The 21,219-nt window shown below is 66.2% G+C and carries 19 protein-coding genes; 6 read left to right on the forward strand and 13 right to left on the reverse strand.

The annotated features are described in order from the left end of the window. Positions 1–39: 39 nt before the first annotated feature. The 6 genes from LK03_RS08380 to LK03_RS08405 form a co-directional block, all read right to left on the reverse strand. Positions 40–426, reverse strand: a complete 387-nt coding sequence (locus tag LK03_RS08380; protein ID WP_038411895.1) for a DUF2946 domain-containing protein — start codon at positions 424–426, stop codon at positions 40–42. Between the two features lie 116 nt (positions 427–542). Continuing rightward, entirely contained in the window at positions 543–1,394 is an 852-nt protein-coding gene (locus LK03_RS08385; protein WP_038411896.1) for an SPFH domain-containing protein, read from the reverse strand. 25 nt (positions 1,395–1,419) lie between these two features. After that, entirely contained in the window at positions 1,420–1,857 is a 438-nt protein-coding gene (locus LK03_RS08390; protein WP_038411897.1) for an NfeD family protein, read from the reverse strand. A 114-nt stretch (positions 1,858–1,971) separates the two neighbouring features. Continuing rightward, positions 1,972–2,697, reverse strand: coding sequence for a cobalt-precorrin-6A reductase (locus LK03_RS08395; RefSeq protein WP_038411898.1), 726 nt, complete (start codon positions 2,695–2,697; stop codon positions 1,972–1,974). After that, entirely contained in the window at positions 2,694–3,788 is a 1,095-nt protein-coding gene (locus LK03_RS08400; RefSeq protein WP_038411899.1) for a cobalt-precorrin-5B (C(1))-methyltransferase, read from the reverse strand. The genes LK03_RS08395 and LK03_RS08400 overlap by 4 nt, the downstream gene beginning before the upstream one ends. Continuing rightward, positions 3,781–4,992, reverse strand: coding sequence for a bifunctional cobalt-precorrin-7 (C(5))-methyltransferase/cobalt-precorrin-6B (C(15))-methyltransferase (locus LK03_RS08405; RefSeq protein ID WP_038411900.1), 1,212 nt, complete (start codon positions 4,990–4,992; stop codon positions 3,781–3,783). The genes LK03_RS08400 and LK03_RS08405 overlap by 8 nt, the downstream gene beginning before the upstream one ends. Positions 4,993–5,121: 129 nt before the next feature. On the opposite strand from LK03_RS08405, the gene cobG reads away from it, so the two are divergent. The 6 genes from cobG to LK03_RS08435 all read left to right on the forward strand — a co-directional run bounded on the left by cobG (position 5,122) and on the right by LK03_RS08435 (position 11,136). Continuing rightward, positions 5,122–6,447, forward strand: coding sequence for a precorrin-3B synthase (cobG, locus tag LK03_RS08410; RefSeq protein ID WP_038411902.1), 1,326 nt, complete (start codon positions 5,122–5,124; stop codon positions 6,445–6,447). Next, positions 6,440–7,066: a precorrin-8X methylmutase gene (locus tag LK03_RS08415; RefSeq protein ID WP_028695558.1), complete on the forward strand. Its 627-nt coding sequence runs from the start codon at positions 6,440–6,442 to the stop codon at positions 7,064–7,066. Before cobG ends, LK03_RS08415 begins: the two co-directional genes overlap by 8 nt. Next, entirely contained in the window at positions 7,066–7,797 is a 732-nt protein-coding gene (locus LK03_RS08420; RefSeq protein WP_038411903.1) for a precorrin-2 C(20)-methyltransferase, read from the forward strand. Before LK03_RS08415 ends, LK03_RS08420 begins: the two co-directional genes overlap by 1 nt. Then, a complete protein-coding gene (gene cobJ, locus LK03_RS08425) occupies positions 7,785–9,488 on the forward strand; it encodes a precorrin-3B C(17)-methyltransferase (RefSeq protein WP_038411904.1) in 1,704 nt (567 codons plus the stop codon). The genes LK03_RS08420 and cobJ overlap by 13 nt, the downstream gene beginning before the upstream one ends. Before the next feature lie 250 nt (positions 9,489–9,738). Next, a complete protein-coding gene (locus tag LK03_RS08430) occupies positions 9,739–10,425 on the forward strand; it encodes a hypothetical protein (protein WP_038411905.1) in 687 nt (228 codons plus the stop codon). Between the two features lie 69 nt (positions 10,426–10,494). Next, a complete protein-coding gene (locus LK03_RS08435; protein WP_038411906.1) occupies positions 10,495–11,136 on the forward strand; it encodes a hypothetical protein in 642 nt (213 codons plus the stop codon). Between the two features lie 8 nt (positions 11,137–11,144). On the opposite strand, the gene LK03_RS08440 is transcribed toward LK03_RS08435, so the two are convergent. From LK03_RS08440 to prmA, 7 genes are all read right to left on the reverse strand, one after another. Further along, entirely contained in the window at positions 11,145–13,898 is a 2,754-nt protein-coding gene (locus LK03_RS08440; protein WP_038411908.1) for a hybrid sensor histidine kinase/response regulator, read from the reverse strand. Positions 13,899–14,028: 130 nt separating this feature from the next. Continuing rightward, on the reverse strand, positions 14,029–15,324 hold the full coding sequence (gene purD / locus LK03_RS08445) for a phosphoribosylamine--glycine ligase (RefSeq protein WP_038411909.1): 1,296 nt from the start codon (positions 15,322–15,324) through the stop codon (positions 14,029–14,031). A 182-nt stretch (positions 15,325–15,506) separates the two neighbouring features. Then, complete coding sequence (gene purH, locus LK03_RS08450; RefSeq protein ID WP_038411910.1) at positions 15,507–17,114, reverse strand: bifunctional phosphoribosylaminoimidazolecarboxamide formyltransferase/IMP cyclohydrolase; 1,608 nt, start codon at positions 17,112–17,114, stop codon at positions 15,507–15,509. A 79-nt stretch (positions 17,115–17,193) separates the two neighbouring features. Next, positions 17,194–17,514 carry a DNA-binding transcriptional regulator Fis gene (fis, locus tag LK03_RS08455; RefSeq protein ID WP_029614158.1) on the reverse strand — a complete coding sequence of 107 codons (321 nt, stop codon included), beginning with the start codon at positions 17,512–17,514 and terminating at the stop codon, positions 17,194–17,196. Continuing rightward, positions 17,511–18,524, reverse strand: coding sequence for a tRNA dihydrouridine synthase DusB (gene dusB, locus LK03_RS08460; RefSeq protein ID WP_038411911.1), 1,014 nt, complete (start codon positions 18,522–18,524; stop codon positions 17,511–17,513). Before dusB ends, fis begins: the two co-directional genes overlap by 4 nt. 246 nt (positions 18,525–18,770) lie before the next feature. Continuing rightward, positions 18,771–20,159 carry a DUF3426 domain-containing protein gene (locus tag LK03_RS08465; protein WP_038411912.1) on the reverse strand — a complete coding sequence of 463 codons (1,389 nt, stop codon included), beginning with the start codon at positions 20,157–20,159 and terminating at the stop codon, positions 18,771–18,773. 21 nt (positions 20,160–20,180) lie between these two features. Next, positions 20,181–21,074, reverse strand: coding sequence for a 50S ribosomal protein L11 methyltransferase (prmA, locus tag LK03_RS08470; RefSeq protein ID WP_038411913.1), 894 nt, complete (start codon positions 21,072–21,074; stop codon positions 20,181–20,183). Positions 21,075–21,219: the final 145 nt, after the last annotated feature.

The raw sequence follows: 21,219 nt of genomic DNA on the forward strand, positions 1-21,219 counted from the left end.
TCCGATCGATTGAGGTTCAGGCGGGCAGCGCTGGATGACTCAAGCGAGGGGAGAGGCGCGGGGATTGATGCCAGGCCATTGCTGGCGCGGTGTGGGTCGGTAGGTGGGATGCTCGTCGAGCGCACCGATGACCCGTTGTGGCGGTGTGCGCAACTGCGGCGCCTGGCCGCCGAGTGCCAGCAGCGGCGCGGCGCCCGAGCAGCACCAGCAGTGCTGCATGTTGGAGTGGTCGTCCTGCGATTGGCCTAGATCGATCTTGGCCAGCCCTTGCACTTCCACCAGTGCCTTGCCGCCGCTGGTACAGAACGCGCCCCACAGCAACTGCTCGGCCGCGCCTTTCGGTGCGGCAGCGGAGAGCGGCATGGCCAACAGGTTGAACAGCACTGCGAGGCAGGCGATCCAGGCGATGTGGCGACATGGGGGCATGGAGAGATCCGGTCAGGAATCAGGTGTGCATTGTACGGCGCAGTATAGGGAAAAATATCACCGTGCGGTGATGTGCCGCAGTTGCGCGGCACATGCCCGTTGACTGCGATGGCGCGTCAGGCTTTGCGCCCGAGCAGGCCGCGTACGGTTTCCTGCAGGTCGGCAGGCAGCACCACGATCTTGGCGTTGTCGCTGGCGGCCAGGGTTTCCATGGCGCCGATGTAGCGCTCGCCCAGCAGGTACATGGCCGGCGTGGTTTCGCTGCCGATCGCCTCGCGTACCAGGGTGATCGAGCGGGCCGAGGCTTCGGCCAGGTTGATCTGCGCCTCGGCGTCCAGTCGCGCCGACTGCATGCGTGCCTCGGCCTCGAGAATCGCCGCCTGCTTGGCACCCTCGGCGCGGGTCACTTCGGCTTTACGCTCACGCTCGGCCGCAGCCTGACGCTCCATGGCGATCTGCATGTTCGGCGATGGCTTTATGTCCTGGATCTCGACCGAGCGGACGGTAACGCCCCAGTCTTCGGTCTGCTCGGACATCGCCTCGCGCAGGCGCGCCTTGATCTGCTCGCGGCTCGACAGTGCCTCGTCGAGGTCCATGGCACCGATGATGGCGCGCAGCGAGGTCATGGTCAGGCTGGTGACGGCGAAGGAGAAGTTCTGCACGCCGTAGGACGCTTTCTGCGGGTCGACGACCTTGGCGAAGCACAGTGCGTTGGCGACGATGACGGCGTTGTCGCGGGTGATGATCTCCTGCTGCTGGACATCGAGGATGATGTCCTTGGTCGGCAGGCGATAGGCGACCACGTCCATGTAGGGGATGAGGATGTTCAGGCCGGGCTTGAGGGTGCTGTGGTAGCGCCCCAGGCGCTCGACGATCCACTCCTCGCCCTGGGGCACGATGCGCACCCCCTTGAATACGGTGATCAGAACGAACAGGGCAAGGGTGATGGCGACGATCAGGCTGGTCATGGTGCAGCGTCCTTTGGTTGCGGATTCAGGCCCGGGTGATGCGGGCGGTGTTGCCTTCTATGGCGGTCAGGCGCACGCGCTCGCCCGCAGCGATGTCGGTGTCGGCGACACAGACCCATTCTTCGTTGCCGAGGACCGGCTTCTGGAAGCGCACGCGGCCTTTCTGGAATTCGGAAACGTTTGCGGTGAGCAGCCCGACCTCGCCGATGACACTGTCGGCGGTCCAGCGCGTGTCGGCCTTCTTGCGCCGAAACAGCTTGAACCACAGCAGGGTGGTGACCGACGAGAACAGCACCCAGAGCAGCACCTGGGTGGCCAGGTTGAGGCTGGGTGCGACGAGGGCGATGAGCGCGACCAGCACGGCGCCGATGCCGAACCAGATGATGAAGAAGGTCGGCAGGATCAGTTCGAGCAGGATCAGCGCGACGCCGAATACCAGCCAGGTCCACCATTGCATGTCCATATGGAAGGTCTTCCGAAAAGAGAACGCGCAGCTTACGGCAGATCAGCGGCTGACGGCCACGGTTGTAATTCCGTAAAGCGTGCAGGAAACCTGTTCAGAGGCTGTAGGACCATGCTACGGCTGCAGCCCCAATGCTGTCAGAAGCTGCTCCACCTGGAAAAACGCGCGGTCCACGCTCGGCAGTGTGGGGCGTTTGAGCACCAGCACGGGGATACCCCGTTCCCGCGCCACCTGCAATTTCGGCTCGGTGGCCGCACTGCCGCTGTTCTTGCTCACCAGCACGTCGATCTGGCGCCGCTGGAACAGGGTGCGCTCGTCTTCCAGCGTGAATGGCCCGCGCGCACCGATCACCTCGCAGCGCTCGTTGCCAGGGCAGGCGTCGAGCGCGCGCAGGGTCCAGAACTGCTCGGGCGGGATTTCTGCCAGATGCTGCAACGGCTCGCGGCCCAGGGTGAACAGTGGCCGGCGAAAGCTGCGCAATGCGCCGACCAGTCCAGGCCAGTCGTCGACCTCGCGCCAGTCGTCACCGCACTGCGCCTGCCAGGCCGGTCGCCGCAGCGCCCAGCAGGGGATACCCGCAGCGCTCGCAGCGATCACCGCGTTGCGGCTGATTTGCGCAGCATACGGGTGGGTGGCGTCGATCAGCAGGTCGATGCCCGCTTCACCCAAATAGTGCGCCAGACCGTCGGCGCCGCCGTAGCCGCCGACCCGCACCTGGCAGGACAGGTCGGTCGGCACCCGGCCAATGCCTGCCAGGCTGTAGATGTGCGCGGGGCCGAGCCGGCGCGCGATGGCCAAGGCTTCGGTGACGCCGCCCAGCAGCAGGATGCGCCGACTCATGCCACCCCCGCCGTGCCGACGATGCCGCCCTGGCGGTCGATGGCGAACACCTCCACCTGCACCTGCGCCGGCACCACGCTGCGGGCGAAGGCAAGGGCATGGGCGCACACGGCATCGCCCAGACGCACGCCCTCGGCATGGGCCAGGGCCAGCGCCTGCTGGCTGGTGTTGGCGGCGATGATCGCCTGTTGCAGCGCGGCGTCGGCGCCCAGGTCGGCGGCCCAGGCGGCCAGTTGCGGCAGGTCGATGCTGGAGTGTCGGCTGTGCAGGTCCATGTGCCCGGCGGCCAGCTTGCTGATCTTGCCGAAGCCGCCGCACAGGCTCAGCCGCGCCATGGGCACGCGGCGCAGGTGCTTGAGCACGGCGCCGACGAAGTCGCCCATTTCGATCAGGGCGATGTCTGGCATGGCATACACCCGGCGCATGCAGTCTTCGCTGGCATTGCCGGTGCAGGCGGCGATGTGGGTGTAGCCATTGCTCTGAGCGACATCGATGCCTTGCTGGATGGACGCGATATAGGCGGCGCAGGAAAACGGCCGGACGATGCCGCTGGTGCCGAGGATCGACAGCCCGCCGAGGATGCCCAGCCTTGGATTCATGGTCTTGAGGGCCAGTTGCGCGCCGTCGCGTACATTCACCGTGACCTCGAAGCCGCCGCTGAAGCCGTGCTCGCCGGCCAGCTGCTGCAGGTGCTCGCTGATCATCCGCCGCGGCACCGGGTTGATCGCCGGCTCGCCCACCGCCAGCACCAGGCCGGGGCGGGTGACCGTGCCGACGCCAATGCCTGCGACGAAGCGCACGCCGGGGGTGTCGAGCAGGCGTACCTGGCTGTAGAGCAGGGCGCCGTGGGTGACGTCCGGATCGTCGCCGGCATCCTTCAGTGTGCCCGCTTCGGCGCCCAGCTCGGTGGTGCGACAGAACTCCAGGCGCATCTGCACCACCTTGCCTTTGGGCAGGGTGATGTGCACGGCATCGGCGCTGCGCCCGGTCAGCAGCAGGCGCGCGGCGGCCAGGCTGGTGGCGGTGGCGCAACTGCCGGTGGTCAGGCCACTGCGCAGCGGCGCGGGCTGTTCGCGGGTTTCTTCACGCATCGAGGGGCTTGACCGCCTCCAGCAGGGTGATGGGCAGGGCTTGGCGCCAGGTGTCGAAGCTGCCCAGCGGCTGCGCCTGGGCAATATGGATACGGGTCAGCTCGCCGCCGTGCTGCTGACGGAAGTGCGCCAGGGCCAGCTCGCTTTGCAGGGTGACGGCGTTGGCCACCAGGCGTCCACCGGGGCGCAGTGCCGCCCAGCAGGTGTCCAGTACCCCGTCGCGGGTGACGCCGCCGCCAATGAACACCGCATCGGGGCGTTCCAGGCCGTGCAGCGCCTCGGGTGCGCGGCCGCGGACCAGTTGCAGGCCGGGCACGCCGAGGGCATCGCGGTTGAATTCGATGAACGCCTGGCGGCCATCATCGGCCTCGATGGCCAGCGCACGACAGCTACGGTGGGCGCGCATCCACTCGATGCCGATCGAGCCGCAGCCGGCGCCGACATCCCACAGTAGCGCGCCGGGCTGCGGCGCCAGACGGGCCAGGGTGATGGCGCGCACGTCACGTTTGGTCAGTTGGCCATCGTGGCGGAAGGCGCTGTCGCTGAGCCCTGCCAAGGGCGACAGCGGTGTGGCATCGGGCCCTGCCAGGCAGTCGACGGCGATCAAATTGAGCGCTGCGACGCGGGCGTGCGGCCAGTCTTGGGCATAACCGTGCAAGCAGCGCTCATCGCTGCCGCCCAGATGCTCGAAGACGTGCAACCGGCTCTGCCCGAAGCCGCGCTCGCACAGTCGCGCGGCGACCGCTGCGGGGGTGTCGCCATCGTTGCTCAGCAGCAGCAGGCGCACGCCGCTGTACAGCTCGGCGTTCAGCGCCGCCAGGGGCCGGGCCACCAGCGATAGCACGTTCACTTCTTGCAGCGGCCAGCCCAGGCGCGCCGCCGCCAGGGCGCAGGAGGAGGGCATCGACAGCACGCGCAGCTCGTCTGCCGGCAGTTGCCGCGCCAGGCTGGCGCCGACGCCGTAGAACATGGGGTCGCCACTGGCCAGCACGCACACTGGCTGACCGCGCTGCGCCAGTACCGGCGCCAGGCTGAACGGGCTCGGCCAGTTGACCTGCGCCGCGCTGACGCAGCGTGGCAACAGCGCCAGTTGCCGTGGGCTGCCAAAAATCTGCCCGGCCGCCAGCAGCGCCCGCCGGGCCTGTTTGCCCAGGCCGCTGAAGCCGTCTTCGCCGATGCCCACTACCGTCAGCCAGGGTGTCATGTGTTCCTCGAATGAATACCGGCCAGTGCGGGTAGCGCGGGCCTTCGACCACCGGCTTTTCATGCCGCCGGACAAAGCAGGCATAATACCGCGCCTTCCATCCCGAAGCGCTCCTTGACGATTACCGGAATGCCCCCTTTGAAGCAGGCCCCGCCCCTCGATGTCGTTCCTCGCCCCTCGGCCTGCCCGGGGTTGTGGCGCATCGTTGCGGCCCGCGATGGCGGCATCTGCCGCATCAAATTGCCCGCCGGCGTGCTCTCGGCAGACCAGGCCGATGCCGTCGCCGAGGCGGCCGAGCGCTACGCCGGTGGGGTGATCGAGGCGACCAACCGCAGCAACCTGCAGATTCGCGGCATCGGCGCCGATCACGCCGGCCTGGTCGAAGCCCTGCTGGCCGCAGGCCTCGGCCCGCGTCAGGCCGAAAGCGACGATGTGCGCAACTTGATGCTCAGCCCCCTGGCCGGCCACGACCCGCAGGCGCTGGTCGACACCCGGCCACTGGCCGCGCAGGTGCTGGAACTGCTCGAAGGCACCCCGGCCTTCCACCGCTTGTCAGCCAAGTTCGCCCTGTTGCTCGACGGCGGCGAGGCCCTGGCGATGCTCGATCACCCCCATGATGTGTGGCTTTCAGCGCTGCGCCTGGACGGTCAGCTGTGGCTGGCCGTGGGCCTGGCCGGTTGCCCGGGTAACGCTCGGCCCCTGGCGGCGGTGCCTTACGCCGACGGCCTGAGCCTGGTGCGCGCGGTGCTCGAACGCTTCCTGCAGCTGGCCAGCGCCGAGCGATCACGGATGCGCCAGGTGCTGGTCGATTGCTCACCTGAGGCATTCATCGACGGGCTGCAATTGCCGCTACGTCGCGACCGCGCGGTGCTCGACTGGCAACGTCCACGCCAGGCCTGCCGCTGGCTGGGGGTGCTTGCACAAGCCCAGGGCAGCGCCCTTGGCGTCGCCCCGCCACTGGGCCGGCTGACCCCGGCGATGCTGCGCGGCGCGGCGCGTGTGGCCCGCGAACAGGGCGATGGCAGCCTGCGCCTGAGCCCGTGGCAGAGCCTGCTGCTGCCCAGTGTCGAGCCAGCCGCGCAAGACCGCGCGCTGGCAGCGTTGGGCAAACTGGGCTTTATCTGCGATCACGCCCAGCCGCTGGCGCGGCTCACGGCCTGCACTGGCAGTAGCGGCTGCGCCAAAGGCCTTTCCGAGACCAAGGCCGATGCCGTGCAGCTGGCGCAGTGGCTGGGGCCACAGGCACCGGCCAGTGTGCACCTGACCGGCTGCCCGCGCTCCTGCGCCTTGGCCCACGTGGCGCCGGCGACCTTGCTGGCGCGAGCGCCGGGGCGCTACGACCTCTATCTGCGCGACCCGCGCGTGCCGGGCTTCGGTGCCCTGCGCGGGCGCGACCTTACCTTGAAAGAAGCAGGCGCCATGCTCGACCTGCCGACGGAGCACCTTGATGATTGACTACATCCGCGATGGTCAGGAGATCTATCGCAATTCCTTCCGCATCATCCGCGAAGAGGCGCGCCTGGAGCGCATCCCGGCCGACCTGGAAAAGCTCGCCGTGCGCGTGATTCACGCCTGCGGCATGGTCGAGGCGGTCGATGGCCTGCAGTTCTCCGAGGGTGCCGGACGCGCCGGGCGCGAGGCGTTGCAGGCCGGTGCGCCGATCCTGTGCGATGCGCACATGGTCGCGGAAGGCATCACCCGCGCGCGCCTGCCGGCCGATAACCGGGTCATCTGCACCTTGCGCGACCCCAGCGTGCCGGGGCTGGCGAAAGCGGCAGGCAACACCCGCTCGGCGCTGGCTCTGGAGTTGTGGCGGCCGCACCTGGAGGGCGCCGTGGTGGTCATCGGCAACGCCCCGACGGCGTTGTTCTACCTGCTGGAAATGCTCGATGCCGGGGCGCCGAAACCGGCGCTGATCCTCGGTTTTCCGGTCGGTTTCGTCGGCGCCGCCGAATCCAAGGCGATGCTTGCCGCCGACAGCCGCGGCGTGCCCTTCGTCATCATGCAGGGCCGCCTGGGCGGCAGTGCCATGGCGGCGGCGGCGGTCAACGCCCTGGCCACGGAGGTGGAGTGATGCAGGACCGCGGACGTTTGCTCGGCCTGGGCGTTGGCCCCGGCGACCCCGAGCTGATCACCGTGAAAGCCCTGCGCCTGCTGCGCGAAGCGCCGGTGGTGGCGTACTTCGTCGCCAAGGGCAAGCGCGGCAATGCCTTCGGCATCATCGAAGGGCATCTGGATGCGCAGCAAACCCTGTTGCCGTTGGTGTACCCGGTGACCACCGAAGTGCTGCCGGCGCCGCTGTCGTACGAGCAAGTGATCAGCGACTTCTACGACGAAGCCAGCGTGCAGGTAGCCGAACACCTGGATGCGGGGTGCGATGTGGCGGTGATCTGCGAGGGCGACCCGTTCTTCTACGGCTCGTACATGTACCTGCACGACCGCCTGGCCCAGCGCTATGAGGCGCAAGTCATTCCCGGGGTCTGTTCCATGCTCGGTGGTGCCTCGGTGCTCGGCGCACCCCTGGTGTACCGCAACCAGAGCCTGTCGGTGCTGTCCGGGGTGTTGCCAGCCGAAGAGCTGAAACGGCGCCTGGCCGATGCCGATGCTGCGGTGGTGATGAAACTTGGGCGCAATCTGCCCAAGGTGCGCCAGGTGCTGGTGGAGCTGGGCCTGGACCGGCGTGCCTTGTACGTCGAGCGGGCGACCATGGGCAACCAGAAGATCGTGCCCCTGGCCGATGTCGATCCGCAGTCTTCGCCGTATTTCTCGTTGATCATCGTGCCGGGGGAAAAATGGCAGGGGTAACCGATCGCGTACCGGCCATCGTCGTTCTCGGTGCCGGTAGCCTGGACACTGCCCGGCGTGTGCAGCAGTTGTATGGCGCCGGGCAGATTCATGGTTTGCGCGGGCGCGTCGAGGGCGTCGAGCACCTGTACGATGGGTTCGCCGATCACTTGCGTGCGCTGTACCAGGCCGAGACGCCGATCATCGCCCTGTGCGCCGCCGGCATCGTCATTCGCAGTCTGGCCAGCGTGCTCGGCGACAAGGACAACGAGCCACCCGTACTGGCGCTGGCCGAAGATGGCAGCGCGGTGGTGCCGCTGCTCGGTGGCCTCAGTGGCGTCAACCGCATGGCGCGGGAGATCGCCGCGCATCTGCAGGTGGCGGCGGCGATCACCACCAGTGGCGAACTGCGCTTCGGCACCTGCTTGCTCAACCCGCCCGCCGGCTATGTGCTGGATGACCTGGAGCAGGGCAAACGCTTCGTTTCCGACCTGCTGGCCGGCCAGACCTTGCGCGTCGAAGGCGACGCGCCGTGGCTGAGCGAGGCGCGATTGCCGACCAGTGAGCAGGGGCAACGCACGCTGCACGTCGGCTGGCAGGCGCGCCCGGCCAGCCGCGACAGTCTGTCGATCCATAGCCGCTGCGTGCTGGTGGCGGTCCGCAGTGGTCAGGACGATCTGCCTGCGCAGGTGCGCCAGGCGCTGCACGCGGCAGGAAGCACCGAGCGGGCGCTGGGTTGCCTGCTGGCCAGTGACTCAGACATGGCCGACCCTGATTTGCACGAGGCCGCCCGCGTGCTGGGGGTGGCGCTGCGTTTCGCACCCGCAGCGTCCAGCCTCGAGCAGTTGATCGCGCAGAGCCTGCCCGAAGCGCACCTCGTGCTCAGCGGCCCGTTGCCCATGGCTGTCTCTCACGCACCGCTGGAGCCTGAGCGGATCGGCCGTGGGCGCGGGCGTCTGGCGGTGATCGGCCTGGGGCCTGGCGCGGCAGAATTGATGGTGCCGGCGGTCAAGGCCGAACTGGCGCGCGCCGACGATGTGCTGGGTTACGAAACCTACGTGCGCATGGCAGGGCCGTTCCGTGATGACCAGGTGCTGCACTGCACCGACAACCGCGAAGAAATGCAGCGTGCCCGGCACGCTTTCGAACTGGCCGCCGCAGGGCGCTCGGTGGTGGTGGTGTCGTCGGGTGACCCGGGGGTGTTCGCCATGGCCGCAGCGGTACTCGAAGCGCTGCACGAATCCACCGACCCTGCCTGGCAGCGGGTCGAGCTGGAGATCCTGCCCGGTGTTTCCGCCTCACTGGCGACTGCTGCCTGGGCCGGTGCACCCTTGGGTCACGATTTCTGCGTGATGTCGCTGTCGGACAACCTCAAGCCCTGGTCGATCATCGAAACCCGCCTCGACCTCGCGGCCCAGGCCGATCTGGTGCTGGCGTTCTACAACCCGATCTCCAAAGCCAGGCCGCATCAGCTAGGCCGGGCACTGGACGTGGTGCGACGGCATCGTGCAGCTGACACGCCGGTGGTGCTGGGGCGTGACGTCGGGCGTCCGGGCGCCACGCTCAAGGTGGTCAGCCTTGGCGAGTTGCAGCCGAGCATGGTCGACATGCGCACCATGGTGTTGGTGGGGTCATCCACGACCTGCGTGTTCCCGCGGGCCGATGGTGGTCAGTGGGTGTACACGCCGCGCTGGTATCCGCAACGGCCCTGAAGCGAGGAAGGCCTTCACGCTGTCGAGTCTGGCAGCGTGATTCCTAGAATCAGCGCCCACCCATGCCGGGTGATCTGACTTCAGGACATACATCATGAGCCTTCCGCCAAAACCGATTTCGTCGCTGACGCCCGCCTCGGGTGTCAAACCAACCCCTACCATCACCCCCTCTACAGGCAGCAAGCCCACGCTGCCGGGTAGCGCTGTGACGCCGCCAACCAAGGCGGGACCAGATGCGCCACCACACTTGATGACCTCGCCGACCGCTGTCGACACCGCGGCGCTGATCGACAACGTGGTCAGTACCTTCCGCGCCGGCATGAGCGCGCAGAACCGTCAGGATGCGCAGAACAGCTTCCAGTTCGCCGCCCTGGCGGCCAGCGTCGAATTCGATCGCAAGCAGCAGCGCGAACAGTGGTTCGACCGCATGGTGGAGATCCTGCGCACCTGCGGTTGGTCGGTGCAGCAGCGCAGTTACGAGAAGGAAACCACGTCCTCTACCTCGATCACCGTCGGTGACGTGGCGCTGCGGGTGTTCGGTGTGGCGGGCCGGGCCGTGCTGGGCGGGCCCATCGGCGATGCGCTGGGGGCACTCGCGGCACAGGCGTTCGATGGCCTCAGCGTAATGACCAAGGACGTCGAGGCATTCCTGGCGAAAAAGCAGGATTCGCTCAAGGGTCTGACCGGCATCGTCGGCTGTGTCGAGAGCGAGGGCGTGCTGACCATGGTCATCAGCGCCGTCGATGCCAAGACCCCCGGCAACGATCTGGACGTGCTGGGCATCAACGTCAAGCTCGAAGGCAGCGAGTACTACAAGGGCACGGCGGTGCTGGCGCTCAATGCCGCGCTGTACGGCCAGGTGCGCGAGCATATTCTCGAGCAACTGGGCGAACATACCGTCAAGGGTGTGCTGAACATCACCCTGCCCAAGGCCTGAACCACCCACCAGCCGTTCTTCCCATCAACCATTCCCGCAGCCCGGTGACGTGCTGCGGCGGAGGCGTGCATGACTACTTCAAGCGCTGCGCTAGTCGCTGGTAGCGTGGTTTCCTTCATGGCGCAGGTTCCCCCTGCTCATCGAGAGTCGGTGATGTTGGCCTTGCTAATGGCCGAATACAGCACCGCCAAGGCCATGGAGCAGGGCCATGGCATCAACTGGCTCGAGTTCTATCGCAACCAATTGCGTTACTACGGTTGGGATGCGACGACACCGCAGCAGGTGCATTGGCCGGACTCGCGGCGTGATGAGCTGCGCGATGACGCGTTGCACGCCATCGGCAAGACCGCAGGCGAACAGCATGTCGAGGCGATGAAGCTGGCCTTTGCCGGGCTGCGTGAGCAGCCCCCTACGCTGTTGCAGTTCGAGCAGCGGGCGTTACAAACAGGCCATTTTCGTTTGTTGCCGTGCGCACCGGCCGGCGCCAATCGGGTCGACATGGTGCTGTATCACGAAGCGTCCGAGGCACGGCACCTGACCTCGGGCTTTCTCTTCCGCCAGCGACGCCAGAGTCAGGTCAGGGCGGAGCTGGTGCGCTTCAACGTGCGCCTGTTCGACCAGACAGTCAGAGAAAAGGTGGAACGGTCGCTGGCGGAGATTCAAGGCCAGCAGATCGACCGTTTGCGCCTACCTGAGCTGCCGAGTGGTTGAGCCTTCGTTCACGACGCCCGTACGCCCTTGGCCGCCCAATGCTGGATCAGCTCACGCAGTTGCGACAGCTCGACCGGCTTGGCCATGTGCCCGTCCATGCCCGCCTGACGCGCGCGCTCCTTGTGTTCACTGAGGATGTGTGCGGTGAGCGCGACCACTGGCGTGCGGGTGCGCTGCGTGGCTGCCTCCCATTCGCGCAGTTGCTCGGTGGCGGAAAAGCCATCGAGCACCGGCATTTCACAGTCCATCAGCACCAGGTCGTAGCGCTGGGCCTTCATCGCTTGCAACGCTTCATCGCCATTGCTGGCGGTGTCAGGCTCCAAGTTGAGCTTGCCGAGCATGCCGCGGATCACCTTAGTCGAGATGCTGTTGTCTTCAGCCACCAGAATGCGGAAGTCGCTGGGCAGTTCCAGCGCAGGCGGCGGCGTGCCGGGGGGTAGCGCTGCGGGGTTATCGCGACCGCGCTGGGCCAGCTCTTCGGCGAGGGTGGTCTTGAGGGTGTAGCCGGCCACCGGCTTGGCCAGGATGCGCTTGATGCCGGCATTGCGCGCGATCACCTTGCTCGGTGCGTTGCTGATGCCGGTGAGCATCACCACCAGAATGTCGTGATTCAGGCTGGGGTCTTCCTTGATCTTGGTCGCCAGTTGCATGCCGGTCATGCCGGGCATGTTCTGGTCGAGCAGAACCACGTCGAAATAGTCGCGCAGATGCGCCTTGGTGCGCAGCAGCGCCAGCGCTTCCTTGCCGGAGGGCACCGCACTGACATTCATGCCCCAGGCGGTGCACTGTTGCACCAGCACCTTGCGGCAGGTGTCGTTGTCGTCCACCACCAGCACCCGCGCTTCGCGCAGCGGCCCGTCCAGGTCGGTGGCGGGTTGTTCCAGTCGCGCGGGGTCCAGCGGCAGGGTGAGCCACAGGGTATTGCCCGGACCGCCCCCAGGCTTGATACCGAATTCGCCCTGCATCAAACCGACCAGTTGCTTGGCAATGATCAAACCCAGGTGGCCGCCCAGCTTGTTGCTGGAGAGGAAATGCCGGCTGTGCAACTCGGCCTGCAGCAGGCCTTCGCGTTCGGTATGGGGCATGGTCTCGCCGCTGTCCTGCACGCTGATGCGCAAACGCGGGCCTTCGCTGCGCGAATCCAGCGCGGTCATCAGCAGGATTTCGCCTTGAGCGGTGTTCTTCAGGGCGTTTTCCAACAGGCTCGACACCGCCTGGCGCAAGCGCGTCGGATCACCGCTGATGACCTGCGGCACCTGCGGATGGTTGAAGCAGATCAGCTCGATGTTCTGCTGCTCGGCCTTGGCCCGGACAATGCTCAGGCAGTCTTCGAGCAGGGCATTGAGGTCGAACTGCACATCGTCCAGCTCGATCTGCCGCGACTCGAGCTTGGAGATGTCGAGAATCTCGTTGATCAAGGTCAGCAGTTCGTTACCAGCACTGTGGATGGTCTGCACGTAGTCACGTTGCTTGACCGACAGCGGTGTGCCGAGCAGCAGCTCGGTCATGCCCAGCACGCCATTCATGGGTGTGCGGATCTCATGGCTGATCTTGGCCAGGAACTCGGCCTTGGCGTTGACCTCGGCATCACTGGCCGCCAGCGCCCGGCTGGCGCGGAAGCGTTCCTCGCTGATACCACGCAGGCGTCCACCCACCGCCAGGTTGAGCATCAGCCCGCTGAGCAGGGTCAGCCCCAGCAGAATGAACAGCAGCCAGGGCGTTGGCGTACGGGTCAGGCCCAGCAGCGCAGGTAACAGCACCAGGCCGCCGATGCAGAACACCAGCATGGCCCAGGTGAACAGCCGTGCCGGGGCGTAGCCGCGATGCCAGTGGTAGATACCGGTGGCCAGCATGCTCAGGCTGCTGAGCGCGAGCAGGGCATAGGTGGTCAGGTTCAGCGGCAAGGTATCGACGAACAGCAGCACCAGGCCGCTGAGCCCGGTCAATACGATCTCGGCCTGCAGCAGCCGCACCAGGCGCGGCGCCGCGCAGGGCGCGAAGTAATGCTGGGTGAAATACAGGCCTGCCATCCCGGCGAGTACCAGGGTCAGGTAGGCGGCCGGGGTCTGCGCGCTGTGCCAGGTGTTCCACCACGGCCCGCTGAGGTTGAGCAGAATCAGCGCGCTGAGCAGCATCAGCCCGTGATACAGCGCCAGGGTGAGCGCCGAGCTCGACCGGGCATTGGCGAAGCGCACCAGGTTGTCGAGGATCAGCATCAGCATGCCGCCGAACAGCACGCCGAACAGCAATGGCTGGAACTGCTCGGCAGCGGCGACGGCCGCAGGCTCCAGGCTGATGGCCGGACGCAGTTGGTGTTCCGAGACCAGGCGCAGGTAGACGTCGACCGGTTGGGCACTGTTGGGCAGTGGCAGTACGTGGTCGCTGCCGCGCAGCGTGGGGCTGCTGTCTTCGCTGTGCAGGCCGTGGTGCAACTGACGCAGTAGCCTGCCGTTTTCCAGCGCGTAGAGGTCCAGGCGAGAGAGATCGGGGGCGAAGATGCGTACCAGTTGCTCCTGCTCGCCCGGTTCGAGCCGGTAGTGCAACCACAGCGCCTGCTCGGGCAGCGCCGCATCGAGCTGGTCGAGCTGCACCGGGGCGAACTGGTTGCGATAACGCTCGGAGCGAACATCGCTCAGTTGCAGGTTGGCCTGTTCATCGAGCAACAAAGACCAACCTGCGCCATCGTCGGCGTTGGCCGGCGACAGGCAGAGCAGGGTCAGCAGGCTGACGAACAGGGCAATGGCAATCCGAAGCCGACGCAAGACGAAATCCCTTCCTAGCTCAAATGCCGGACGACCACTCGAAGTGGCGCCGGCGACCCATCCCAAGGGCCGCCACGGGGCCCGGTCGGCACGCCGTGCGAGCCAAGGCTGCAGGGCGCTGCGAAGGTGCTCAGTCGTGGTGCTCGCCACGTTCGCGGGCAATGGCGCGGTAACCGATGTCGGTACGGTAGAAGCTTTCTGCCCAGCTCACCAGCCCGGCCAGACGATAGGCATGGGCCTGGGCGTCGGCAACCGTCTGGCCCAGGGCTGTGGCGCAGAGCACGCGACCACCGTTGGCGACCACCTGACCGTCCTGCAGCGCAGTGCCGGCGTGGAACACTTTGCCGTCAAGCTTGGCTGCCGCTTCGAGGCCTTCGATCACCTGGCCCTTGCCGTAGTCGCCTGGGTAACCCCCAGCAGCCAGGACCACGCCCAGGCTCGGCTGGGGATTCCACTGCGCCTCGACCTTGTCCAGCGCCTTGGCGAATGCAGCTTCCATCAGCAGCACCAGGCTCGACTCCAGACGCAGCATGATCGGCTGGGTTTCCGGGTCGCCGAAGCGGCAGTTGAACTCGATGACCTTGGGGTTACCCGCCTTGTCGATCATCAGCCCGGCATAGAGGAAGCCGGTGTAGACGTTGCCTTCTTCGGCCATGCCACGCACGGTGGGCCAGATGACCTGGTCCATGACGCGCTGATGGACCTCGGCAGTGACCACCGGCGCGGGGGAATAGGCACCCATGCCGCCGGTGTTCGGACCGGTATCCTGGTTGCCGACGCGCTTGTGGTCCTGGCTGGTGGCCATGGGCAGCACGTTATGGCCATCGACCATGACGATGAAACTGGCTTCCTCGCCGTCGAGGAACTCCTCGATCACCACCCGCGAACCGGCGTCACCGAAGGCATTGCCGGCGAGCATGTCACGCACGGCGTCTTCGGCTTCCTGCAAGGTCATGGCGACGATCACGCCTTTGCCTGCGGCCAGGCCATCGGCCTTGATCACGATCGGTGCGCCTTTCTCACGCAGGTAGGCCAGCGCCGGCTCGATCTCGGTGAAGTTCTGGTATTCGGCGGTGGGAATCTGGTGCCGTGCCAGGAAGTCCTTGGCGAAGGCTTTCGAGCCTTCCAGCTGGGCTGCCGCCTGGGTCGGGCCGAAGCAGTCGAGGTTACGGCGACGGAACAGATCGACCACGCCCGCCACCAGCGGTGCTTCCGGGCCAACGATGGTCATCTGCACGTTGCCTTCGGCGAAGTCGGCGAGTCGCTCGATATCGGTCACGCCGATGGCGACGTTCTCGCACTTGGCCTCGATGGCAGTACCGGCGTTACCCGGCGCAACGAAGACCTTCTCGACCCGCGGGTCCTGCGCGACTTTCCAGGCCAGCGCGTGCTCACGACCGCCGCTGCCAATGATCAAAACTTTCATGTCAAAACCTCGAATACTGTCGGGCGTGAGGACCAGCCTCACACTGTACGAGGTCGCAATGAAGCAGGTAGATGCAAGGCGGGGCCGTTTTCGCTGAGCGCAGTTGCCTCTTGGCAATGAGCATCGGCGGAAATGGCCCCAACGCAGCAGATGCCTGCTTCAGTGCGGCCGATTGCAATACATCAATGGCGGAAGTGGCGCATACCGGTGAACACCATCGCGATTCCGGCCTCGTCGGCCGCCGCGATGACTTCTGCATCACGCATCGAGCCACCCGGCTGAATCACTGCGCTGATACCGGCCTTGGCCGCATTGTCGATGCCGTCGCGGAACGGGAAGAAGGCGTCGGAGGCCATCACCGCGCCCTGCACCTGCAGGCCGGCATGCTCGGCCTTGATGGCGGCGATGCGCGCGGAGTTGACCCGGCTCATCTGCCCGGCACCGACGCCGACGGTCTGGCGGTTCTTGGCGTAGACGATGGCGTTGGACTTGACGAACTTGGCCACTTTCCAGGCGAACACCAGGTCATGGATTTCCTGCTCGCTCGGTGCACGCTGGGTGACGATCTTCAGATCATCGGCGCCGATCATGCCGATATCGCGGCTCTGCACCAGCAGGCCACCGTTGACCCGCTTGAAGTCCCAGCCGCCAGCGCGCTCGGCCGGCCACTGGCCGCATTCGAGCAGGCGTACGTTCTGCTTGGCCGCAACCACTTCGCGGGCCGCCTGGGAAATCGACGGGGCGATGATCACCTCGACGAACTGACGCTCGACGATGGCCTTGGCGGTTTCGCCGTCCAGTTCACGGTTGAAGGCGATGATGCCGCCGAACGCCGACTCGCTGTCGGTGGCGTAGGCCAGGTCGTAGGCCTTGCGGATGCCGCCGTCTTCTTCCGGCACCACCGCCACGCCGCACGGGTTGGCGTGCTTGACGATGACGCAGGCCGGCTTGACGAAGCTCTTCACGCATTCCAGGGCCGCGTCGGTGTCGGCCACGTTGTTGAATGACAGCTCCTTGCCCTGCAGCTGGGTGGCGGTGGAGATGCTCGCCTCACCCTTGTTCGCTTCGACGTAGAACGCCGCGCTCTGGTGCGGGTTCTCGCCGTAGCGCATTTCCTGCGCCTTGACGAACTGGGTGTTGAAGGTGCGCGGGAACTGGCTGCGATCTTCGGTGCCGAGGGTGTCGCGCGCCTGATCGATGGTGCCCATGTAGTTGGCGATCATGCCGTCGTAGGCGGCAGTGTGTTCGAACGCCTTGAGCATCAGGTCGAAGCGCTGGGCATAGGTCAGACCGCCGGCCTTGAGGCTTTGCACGATGCCCTGGTAGTCGCTGGCGTTGACCACGATGGCAACGTCCTTGTGGTTCTTGGCGGCCGAACGGACCATGGTCGGGCCGCCGATGTCGATGTTCTCGATGGCGGTCGGCAGGTCACAGCCAGGCTTGGCGATGGTCGCTTCGAAGGGGTACAGGTTGACTGCCACCAGGTCGATGGGCTGGATGCCGTGCTCGGCCATAATGGCGTCGTCGGTGCCGCGACGGCCGAGGATGCCACCGTGGATTTTCGGGTGCAGGGTCTTGACCCGGCCGTCCATCATTTCGGCGAAGCCGGTGTAATCGGCCACTTCCACCGCGTTGACGCCGTTGTCCTTGAGCAGCTTGTAGGTGCCGCCGGTGGACAGGATCTCGACCCCGAGCTGCTGCAGCTCACGGGCGAATTCGAGGATCCCGGTCTTGTCGGAGACACTGATCAGGGCGCGGCGAATCGGCAGGCGGGTAGTCTGGTCGGTCATTTCGGATTCCATAACGCGGTGGAGTCAGCAAAAAAGGCGTCTCCGTTCGGGAGTCGCCTTTTCTGGTTGGGGTTCTGGCTTAGAGCAGATCGTATTGCTTGAGCTTCTTGCGCAGGGTGCCGCGGTTGAGCCCGAGCATCTCGCTGGCTTTGGTCTGGTTGCCCTTGACGTGGTTCATCACGCTTTCCAGCAGCGGAGCCTCGACTTCGGAGAGCACCAGGTTGTACACATCCGTGACGGTTGCGCCTTCGAGGTGGGCGAAGTAGTTGTGCAGCGCCTTCTCGACGCTGTCGCGCAGGGTCTGACCCTCTTCGCTCGGCGTGTTGAGGTGCTGTTTGAGGTTGGCGTTGTCGCTCACGGGCGTTGTTCCACTCACTAATGTCTCGGTCATCATGGTCATGCGGCCACCCCTTGTTCGTCCTCTGTGCCAAGGCTCTGTCGACGCTCCTGGAAGTACGCGGCAACGTCATCGTGCTGTGCCTGCGGGTCTTGCAGTGCGTTGAACCGGGCGCGAAATTCCTTGCCGCCGGGTCGGGTCGCCAGGTACCAGCCCACATGCTTGCGGGCTATGCGTACGCCCATCACCTCGCCATAGAACGCATGCAGCGCGCCCAGGTGCTCCAGCAGGATGCCTTGTACTTCATCCAGGCTCGGCGCGGGCAGATGCTCGCCGGTGTGCAGGAAGTGCTCGATCTCACGGAAGATCCAGGGCCGGCCTTGCGCCGCACGGCCGATCAGCAGGCCATCGACACCGGTGGCCTGCAGTACGGCGCGGGCTTTTTCGGGCGAGGTGATGTCGCCATTGGCGAACACCGGAATCGACACCGCCTGACGGATGGCCGCGATGGTGTCGTACTCGGCGTCGCCGGTGTACAGGTCGGCCCGGGTCCGGCCATGCACGGCCAGGGCCTGAATACCGGCTTGTTCCGCGATCTTCGCCACGGTTACGCCGTTCTTGTTCGCCCGGTCCCAGCCGGTGCGAATCTTCAGGGTCACAGGGACGTCCACCGCGCCGACGACGGCATGGAGGATGTCCTGGACCAGGCTTTCATCTCTCAATAAAGCAGAGCCTGCGGCTTTGTTGCAGACTTTTTTCGCCGGGCAGCCCATGTTGATATCGATGATCTGCGCGCCAGCTTCGACATTGGCCCGGGCCGCAGCCGCCAGCATCTGCGCATCGCCCCCGGCGATCTGCACCGAGCGTGGCCCGGGATCACCTTTGTGGATGCGGCGCAGACGTGACTTGCGGCTGTTCCACAGGCTCATGTCGCTGGTGACCATCTCCGACACCACCATGCCCGCGCCCAGGCGCTGGCAAAGCGTACGGAAAGGCTGGTCGGTGACCCCGGCCATGGGCGCTAGGATCAGGTTGTTCTTCAGTGTGTAAGGGCCGATGCGTACCGCCGACATAGGTGTTCCCTGTTGTGGGGCCGAATCATTGGAGTTCGAAAAAGGGTGGGCATGATACCCGCTCTCGATGACTGGATAAAGATGGAGTTGGATAAAATGTGAGCAGTTGGCGGTAGCCAACTGCCAGCGGCAAGCTTGAAGCTTCAAGCGACAAGCGGCTTTGCATTCCGGCGAATGGCGGCTACCGGTGCTGCCAGCTGCAAAAGGCAGAAAAAACGCCGCTTTGCTTTCTCTTGCAGCTCTCAGCTACTCGGCGCGGAAGCTGAGGCTGTAGTTCACCGCCTTGGGCCCCGGATCGAGGATATCCAGGGCGATATGGATCGGGGTCTGGCTGGGCATGTCGCCGCGCCCGGCCAATTCGCCCGAAAGGTATTCGCTGGGCTTGAAGCGGCGGCTGGCGATGAGCTGCCCGTTGAGGTCGGCGAAGCGCAGTTCCAGTTGCGGGAACGGCTGGCTGAACGGCGCGCGGTTGTAGATGATCGCATCGACGATCAGCGCGCCCTTGAAGTCCGGATGGCTGCGCACCACCAGGTTGCTGCTCTTGATGCGTTGAACGTCGATGCGGGTCGGCACGCTGCAGCCGAGCAACGGGCAGACCTGCTGGAACAGTGGTCGGTAGCGGTCCTGGCGGGCCAGCTCATCGAAGTGATAGCTCACGTACTGCACACCCAGACCGGCGAGGGCCAGCAGGCACAGCAGTCCCCACAGCAGGCGCCGACCCCAGCGCGCTGGCTCGGGTTGCCAGTCCAGTTGCAACGGATCGTCGACCACATCGATCAGCGGTTCTCTGTAGGCCCCACGGCCCGGGCGTGCCGAGACGCTGGGCTCGACACGCTCGTCGTCGCTGTCATGGTCGTGCAGGGGCTGAGCATCGTCGTCATCGTGGGCCGACAAGCGGTCGCGGGCAGGGGTGTCGTCCAGTGCGCTGAGTCCGGCGGTGGCCTGAGCGGCCTCTTCGTGCTCCAGGCGGCCCAGGCGCGGCTCGTGCTGTTCGTTCAGCGGCGCCAGGGCCAGGGGCTGGTAGGCGTCGTTCGCGTTCAGGCCCAAGCTGGGCTCGGTGCGCGTTTGAGGATCGTCAGCGATCTCCAGCGCGTCGTCTTCATGCAAAGTCGGCACGGGTGCGAAGGGCACTTGCGGCTCTTCGTGGGGCGCCTCGGTAGCGGTGCCGAACGGTTCGTGCGCGTGGTCGTCGAGGCTGTGGTCGTCACGCCGTGCCTGCAACGGCGCCGTGTCATGCGAGGCTTCGTCAGCGCGGGGCGTGTGCCGGCGTTCAAGGCTGGCCAGGGCCTGATCGAGGTCGAGGGCATCCAGCGCCAGGGTGGTGGCTTCCCAGTCGGCCTGGGTCGGCCGGGCCGCCGCGACCGGCAGCGGCGGGACGCTGACCGGGCTCGGCGCGCTGGCGCTGGGGTCAGCGACCGTGGCCTGTTCAGCGGCTCCAGCGGCGGGCGCCAACGGCGCCGCCAGGCTCGGGTCGAGCGTCGCCGCCTGGCTCTGTTCGAGCAACTGCCGAGCCGCGTTGAACACATGCATGCAATGGCCGCAACGGACCACGCCGCGGGCCACGCTCAACTGCTGGTGGGTGACCTTGAAGCGCGTCTGGCACTGCGGGCACTGGGTGACGAAACTGTCGGTCATGCGGCGATCCGGGGGAGGGAGTTAGACGGAAGTGGCGACGCGCCGGCGGCCACTGATGCGCACCCAGCCATCGCGCTCGACGATCGGGTCGAGGTCGAAAGCCTCGGCGTAGGCAGCGGCGACTTCCTCGCCCTGTTCGGCGAGGATGCCCGACAGCGCCAGCAGGCCACCCTCGCGTACCAGCGTTGCCAGCTGGGGCGCCAGCGACACCAGCGGCCCGGCCAGAATGTTGGCGACCAGCACGTCAGCCTGCATGGCCGGCATCTGCTCGGGCAGGTACAGCGCCAGGCGTTGCTCGGCAATGCCATTGCGTCCGGCGTTGTCGCGCGAAGCCTCGAGTGCTTGCACATCGATGTCGGTACCGACCGCCTCACGGGCGCCGAGCAGCAGGGCGGCGATGGCGAGGATGCCCGAGCCGCAGCCAAAGTCCAGCACCTGCACGCCTTCCAGCGCCTGGCCGTCGAGCCACTCCAGGCACAGGGCGGTGGTCGGGTGGGTGCCGGTGCCGAACGCCAGGCCCGGATCGAGCAGCAGGTTGACCGCATCGGCCTGCGGCGCTTCATGCCAGCTCGGCACGATCCACAGACGCTGGCCAAAGCGCATGGGCTGGAAGCCGTCCATCCAGCTGCGCTCCCAGTCCTGGTCTTCGATGACTTCGGCCTGGTGTTCGGGCAGCTCGGCGCCGGTCAGCAGTTGCAGATGCGCGAACACTGCCTGCGGTTCGGCTTCGGCCTCGAACAGCGCCAGCAGATGGGTGTTGGACCACAGCGGCGTGGTGTTGAGGTCTGGTTCGAAGATCGGCTGGTCTTCGGCATCCATGAAGGTCACGGACACGGCACCGACTTCCAGCAGCGCATCTTCGTAGGTTTCGGCTTGTTCCGGGCTGATGGCCAGACGTACTTGCAGCCAGGGCATGGCGGGCACCTTAGAGAAATCGACGGGACAGCCGCAAGGGCTGTGCAAAGCGCGCAGTCTACGCCAGGCCGAAGGGAAAGGGGAGGGCGTGGGGCAATGCCGCCCAGCAATACATAGCCCCTCCCGGGCAGGTGAAAGACGCAGC

Source organism: Pseudomonas cremoricolorata (assembly GCF_000759535.1).
GTDB lineage: Bacteria > Pseudomonadota > Gammaproteobacteria > Pseudomonadales > Pseudomonadaceae > Aquipseudomonas > Aquipseudomonas cremoricolorata_A.